Annotated in this window: 5 protein-coding genes; 3 read left to right on the plus strand and 2 right to left on the minus strand. The window is 67.0% G+C overall.

Annotated features, from left to right (window positions below; translation table 11 throughout):
- Positions 1-22: 22 nt before the first annotated feature.
- Entirely contained in the window at positions 23-991 is a 969-nt protein-coding gene (gene purU / locus HUJ28_00860; GenBank protein ID MBD3618012.1) for a formyltetrahydrofolate deformylase, read from the plus strand.
- Between the two features lie 7 nt (positions 992-998).
- Here purU and HUJ28_00865 read toward each other — a convergent pair whose 3' ends face one another.
- Both HUJ28_00865 and HUJ28_00870 read right to left on the minus strand, forming a co-directional pair.
- Entirely contained in the window at positions 999-1,418 is a 420-nt protein-coding gene (locus HUJ28_00865) for a YjbQ family protein (protein ID MBD3618013.1), read from the minus strand.
- 49 nt (positions 1,419-1,467) lie between these two features.
- Entirely contained in the window at positions 1,468-3,372 is a 1,905-nt protein-coding gene (locus HUJ28_00870) for an EAL domain-containing protein (protein ID MBD3618014.1), read from the minus strand.
- Positions 3,373-3,541: 169 nt separating this feature from the next.
- Here HUJ28_00870 and ispG point away from each other — a divergent pair, with 169 nt between their 5' ends.
- Both ispG and HUJ28_00880 read left to right on the plus strand, forming a co-directional pair.
- Positions 3,542-4,795 carry a flavodoxin-dependent (E)-4-hydroxy-3-methylbut-2-enyl-diphosphate synthase gene (gene ispG, locus HUJ28_00875; GenBank protein MBD3618015.1) on the plus strand — a complete coding sequence of 418 codons (1,254 nt, stop codon included), beginning with the start codon at positions 3,542-3,544 and terminating at the stop codon, positions 4,793-4,795.
- A 21-nt stretch (positions 4,796-4,816) separates the two neighbouring features.
- Positions 4,817-6,265, plus strand: a complete 1,449-nt coding sequence (locus tag HUJ28_00880) for a deoxyribodipyrimidine photo-lyase (protein ID MBD3618016.1) — start codon at positions 4,817-4,819, stop codon at positions 6,263-6,265.
- The last annotated feature ends 59 nt before the right edge of the window (positions 6,266-6,324 follow it).

Here is a 6,324-nt window from a genome sequence, read left to right on the forward strand (position 1 = left end):
AACCGTGTCATGGAGGACCGTCATGCAGATCACCCCGCTCAGAAACCGTCCGCAGCAGGAAACCGTACCCGCCCCGCCGGCCACGTCCGCCCCTGAGCAAAGACCCTCGCCCGCAGACCGCGACGACACATCCGCGGCAGAGGCCTGCCTGCTGTTTTCCTGCCCGGCGCATCGCGAGGTCATCCCGGCCGTGACCCAGTTCCTCTATGGCCAGGGCGCGGACATCACCTCGCTGGAGGAACACTGGACCGATATCGACGAGGGCCTGCTGTTCATGCGCATCGGCTTTCACACGAGGCGCCTGCGCCGCACGCGCGTGAGCCTGGAATCGGCCTTCGCCCGCTGCATCGGCGCGCCCTTCAACATGGACTGGCGCATCGGCTATGCCGACCGGAAGAAGCGCGTGGCCATCCTGGTGAGTCGCTACGACCATGCCCTGATGGAACTGCTCTGGCAGTGGTCGCGCGGCCTGCTGCCCTGCGAGATGACGATGGTGATCAGCAACCACGAGGACCTGCGCCCGGCGGTGGAGAACTTCGGCATTCCCTTCCACGTGGTGCCGATGACGGCACAGACCCGTGCAGAAGGTGAACGCCAGATGCTCAAGCTGCTGGAGGGCAAGACCGACCTCGTGGTGCTTGCCCGCTACATGCAGATCCTCAGCCAGGATTTTCTCGGCTACTACCCCAACCGCGTCATCAACATCCATCATTCCTTCCTGCCGGCCTTCAAGGGGGCGAACCCCTATCGCCAGGCGCACGAACGCGGCGTGAAACTGATTGGCGCCACCGCCCACTACGTCACCGCCGAGCTGGACAACGGCCCCATCATCGAACAGGACGTGCAACGCGTCTCGCACCGGCGCGGGATCGAGCAGTTGCGCGAGCTGGGCGAACACATCGAACGCGGCACACTGGCGCGCGCCGGGCGCTGGCATCTGGAGGACCGGGTGATCGTGCACGACAACCGCACCCTGGTCTTTTACGGCTGACGGGTAATCAGACCCCTTGCAGCGTGAAGGTCAGGCGCCGCCGGTGCGGCGCGGTACGGTGCTCCCACAGGTAAAGCCCCTGCCAGGCACCCAGCGCGCTGCGACCGCGCGAGACGGGAATGCCGAGGCCGCTCTGGGTGAGCACGGTGCGTATGTGCGCGGGCATGTCGTCCGGCCCTTCGTCGCGATGCACGAAGCCGGGGTCGCCATCTGGCACCAGGCGTGACATGAAGGTCTCGAGGTCATGCCGCACGTCGGGGTCTGCATTCTCGCAGAGCATCAGCGAGGCGCTGGTGTGGTGGATGAACACGTGGCAAAGACCGGTCTGGATGCCGGCGGCCCGTATCACGTCTTCGAGTCGGTCGGTGATGTCGTAGGTGCCGCGTCCGCGGGTCTCGACGATGAGGCTGTCCTGGAAGCAGTGCATGGCTGACTGTCAGCGAATGGAAACGGCCGTACAGTCTACCACCCGCGCCTCAGCTGCCGTTATGGCAGGGCCGTTTTACCTCGCCCGACGCCTGTGCACGCAGGTAGGCATCGAGCGCCTCGGCCGGCATGGGCCGCGCGAACAGAAAGCCCTGGCCTGCCTCGCAGCCCATGGCGACGAGCTCACGGCATTGCGCCTCTTCCTCGATGCCCTCGGCGATCACATCCATTTCCAGGCTGCGCGCCAGACCCAGAACCCCCTCCACGACGGCACGGTGCCGACGGCCTCGATGCATGGCGCGGATGAAGGAACGGTCCATCTTGAGCGTGTCCATGGGCAGGTCGGTGAGATAGCCCAGGGAGGAGAAGCCGGTGCCGAAGTCGTCGATGGCCACCTCGATTCCGGCCTCACGCAGGCTCGCCACCTTGGCGCGACTGCCATCCATGTCCTCGATCAGGGTGCTCTCGGTGAGCTCCACCTTCACATGCTGCGGCTCGATGCCCGCCGCCTGGATGATGCGGAACATGTCCTGGCAGAAGTCCGCCTGCTGGAAACGCCGGGCCGAGGCGTTCACCGACACCTTGATGAGGTGTCCCGCGTCATGCCACTGGCGCAGCTGGCGACAGGCCTTTTCGGTCACCTGCGCATCGAGCTGGTGGATACGGCCGAGTTCCTCGGCCAGCGGAATGAAGGTATCGGGTGACAGATAACTGCCGTCCGGCTGACGCCAGCGGGCCAGCGCCTCTACCGCGATCACCCGCCCGCTGCCGAGATCGACGATGGGCTGGTAGTGCACCTCGATCTGTCCCTGGGTGATGGCCTCGCGCAGACGACTCTCCCAGTGCACCGCAGCGGTGGCCTGATCGCCCATCTCCGGCGAGAAGAAGCGCATGCTCTCGTTGGCGCGCTTGGCCTGGTACATGGCCGCGTCGGCGTTCTTGATCAGGGCCTCGGCGCTGCGTCCGTCCGAGGGATACATGGCGACGCCGAAGCTCGCCCCAAGGCTGAAGCGCAGCCCCTCCTGCACGAAGGGTTCGTCGGCAATCTGCAGCAGCTTGGTGGCCGTGGCCTCGGCATCGGCGCGCGTGGAACCGGTCGGCAGAACGAAGACGAACTCGTCGCCGCCGAAGCGGCCCAGCAGGACGTCGGACCGACAGCCCGAACGCAGGCGCTGGGCGAGCTTGATCAACAACTGGTCGCCCACCGAGTGGCCATGGGCATCGTTCACATATTTGAAACGATCCAGGTCCATGAAGATGACCGCGAACTCGTCCTGGTTGCGCTCCGCCCGTCTGACGATGGCCTCCAGCTCACGTTGCAGATAACGCCGGTTGGGCAGCTCGGTGAGCGGGTCGTAGTCGGCGAGCATGCGGATATAGGACTCGTAGCCCTTCTGCCGGGTGACGTCGATGGTGGTGGCACGTATGGCCTTGATGCGACCCGCCTCATCCACCACGGGTCCGGCATAGTGCCGCACCCAGCGTGCACCACCCTCCTCGTTCACGAAGCGCAGCTCGATCACCTGCGGCGAGGCGGTTTTCATCACGCGGTCGTGGCCTTCCTGCCAGAGTTCGAGGTCATCCGGATGGACACACTCGTCGAGCAGGCCCGGCGCATCCATCAGCTCCTCTGCCGTCAGACCGGTAAGCGACTGCACCGCGGGAGAGACATAGAGGAAACGCCCGTCGAGCCGCTGGACATAGGAAAACTCCAGCGCAAAGTCGGCCACTGCCTTGAACAGGTCCCCCTGACGCCCGAGGTCACGCCGCAGCCACAGCACCGTGCCCAGCAGCGAGCCGAGCAGCAGGGCCACGATCAGGGGGATGGCAATGAACTGGGGACGAAACTCGCCGACGACGTAGAGATGCTGGAGGACAGCAAAGGGCGCGATGACGACGAGCGCGATCAGGATGCCCTGGAGGTAGGCAACGAATTTTGAGCTGGTGTACTTCACGTTGGTTTACGTTTCGCCTCGAAGCCATCCATAACCACGATGGCGGAATGGTAATTACTCCCTGTGACCGACACCACCCCAGCCGCTGCCCTGCGTATAAAAAATGCCCGATAACCGCTACACTAGCGCCTGCATTCGTTCCCTTTCGACATACTAGTCCAGAAACGCCATGACGTCCCAGAGCACCCCGGTCAAACGCCACGCTACGGTACCCGTTCGGGTCGGCCATGTCACGGTCGGCGGCGACGCGCCGGTCGTGGTGCAGTCCATGACCAATACCGATACCGCCGATGCGGTGCGCACCGCCGTGCAGGTGGCCGAGCTGGCAAAGGCCGGTTCCGAGCTGGTGCGCATCACGGTGAACACCGAGGAGGCCGCCCGCGCCGTCCCCGAGATCCGCGAGCGCCTCGATGCCATGGGCTGCGACGTGCCGCTGGTCGGCGACTTCCACTTCAACGGCCACAAGCTGCTGGCCAAGCACCCGGCCTGTGCCGAGGCCCTGGCGAAGTACCGCATCAACCCGGGTAACGTGGGCCGCGGCAGGAAACGCGACGAGCAGTTCGCGCAGATGATCGAGTTCGCCTGCCGCTACGACCGGCCGGTGCGCATCGGCGTGAACTGGGGCTCGCTGGACCAGGACCTGCTGGCGCGCCGGCTGGACGAGAACGCGAAGCTGCCGCAGCCGAAGGAACTGGGTGAAGTCACCCACGATGCGCTCATCGAGTCGGCACTCACCAGCGCCGCGCGCGCCGAGGCACTGGGCCTGCCGCACGACCACATCGTGCTCTCCTGCAAGATGAGCGGCGTGCAGGACCTGATCAAGGTGTACACCGATCTCGCCGCCCAGTGCGACTACCCGCTGCACCTGGGGCTGACCGAGGCCGGCATGGGTTCCAAGGGCATCGTCGCCTCCACCGCCGCCCTGGCGGTACTGCTGCAGCAGGGCATCGGCGACACCATCCGCATCTCGCTCACCCCCGAGCCCGGCGGCTCGCGCACGCAGGAGGTGATCGTCGCCCAGGAGATCCTGCAGACCATGGGCCTGCGCTCTTTCACCCCGATGGTGATTGCCTGCCCCGGTTGCGGGCGCACCTCCAGCGACTACTTCCAGCGCCTGGCCGAGGACATCCAGAGCTACCTGCGCCACCAGATGCCGGTGTGGCGCAAGACCCACCCGGGCGTGGAGGAGATGACCGTGGCGGTGATGGGCTGCGTGGTCAACGGCCCGGGCGAGAGCAAGCACGCCAATATCGGCATCAGCCTGCCGGGCTCCGGCGAGCAGCCGGTGGCCCCCGTCTACATCGACGGGCAGAAGGACGTGACCCTCAAGGGCGACCACATCGCCGAGGAATTCCAGCGCCTGGTCGACGCCTATGTCGAATCGCACTACGGTGAACAGGCCGGCACGCACCACGCCGCCTGACGGGACCGCGCGGACAGGCCCGTGAGCGGGAACACGCGCACCGCCATCGTCTGGTTTCGCCGGGATCTGCGCCTGGCGGACAACCCCGCCCTCGAGCACGCCCTTGGGCGTGCCGGGCACATCCTGCCCGTCTACATCCACGATCCGCATGCCCAGGGAGACTGGCCCGACGGTGCCGCCAGTCGCTGGTGGCTGCACCAGAGCCTGCAGGCACTGGATGGCGACCTGCGCCGGCTCGGCTCCCGGCTCATCCTGCGCGAGGGTCCGGCACTGGAGGCGCTACAGCTGCTGCTGCGCGAGACCGGGGCCGGACTCGTCTGCTGGAACCGGCTCTACGAGCCGGCCGCGATCGCCCGCGACAAGGCCATCAAGGCCCGGCTCCGGGAACACGTCGAGGTGGCGAGCTTCAATGCCGCCCTGTTCGGCGAGCCCTGGGAGACGGTGAAGGGCGACGGCACCCCCTATCGCGTCTTCACCCCCTTCTGGAAGGCCATGAACCGCGAGGGACTGCCGGAACGACGCATCCCGGGAGCAGTACCGGATCGCCTCCCCGCGGTGGATGCCGCCCTGCCCTCCCGCGACCTGGCGGCCTTCGGACTGCTGCCGGAGATCGACTGGACGGCGGGCCTGGAAGCGGCCTGGCAGCCCGGCGAGGCCGGCGCCTGGTCGGCCCTGGAGGCCTTCCTGGACGAGGTGGCCGACTACGATACGGCCCGCGACCGCCCCGCCCTGCCCGGCACCTCGCGGCTCTCGCCCCACCTGCACTTCGGCGAGATCGGGCCGGTGCAGATCGCCCAGGCCCTGGCCCGGCACCACGGCCTCGAGCGCCAGGGCGTGGCCAGCTATCTGCGCGAGCTGGGCTGGCGCGAATTCGCCCACCACCTGCTCTATCACTTCCCCCGGACGCCGACCGAGCCGCTGGATGCGCGCTTTGCCCGCTTCCCCTGGGCCGGCGACTACGACGCCGCCCTCGGGGCCTGGCAACGCGGCCGCACCGGCATCCCCATCGTCGACGCCGGCATGCGCGAGCTCTGGCAGACCGGCTGGATGCACAACCGCGTGCGCATGCTGGTGGCCTCGCTGCTCACCAAGAACCTGCTCATCCCCTGGCAGGAAGGCGCGCGCTGGTTCTGGGACACCCTGGTCGACGCGGACCTCGCCAGCAACACGCTGGGCTGGCAGTGGACCGCCGGCTGCGGCGCCGACGCCGCACCCTACTTCCGCATCTTCAACCCCGTCACCCAGGGCGAACGCTTCGACCCGAAGGGCGGGTACGTGCGCCGCTTCGTACCCGAACTGGCCGAACTCCCGGACAAGTACATCCACGCCCCCTGGCTCGCCCCCGCCAACGTCCTCGCCGCCGCCGGTGTCAGACTCGGCGACAACTACCCCGAACCGCTGGTCGACCTCAAGGCCACACGCGCCCGGGCACTGGAGCGCTTTGAGGAGATGAAGAAGCGTGAGGGGTGAGGGGATAGGCGTTAGGCGTTAGGCGTTAGGCGTTAGGCGTTAGGCGTTAGGCGTTAGGC

The organism is Chromatiales bacterium (genome assembly GCA_014762505.1).
In the GTDB taxonomy this organism is placed as follows: Bacteria; Pseudomonadota; Gammaproteobacteria; order SpSt-1174; family SpSt-1174; genus SpSt-1174.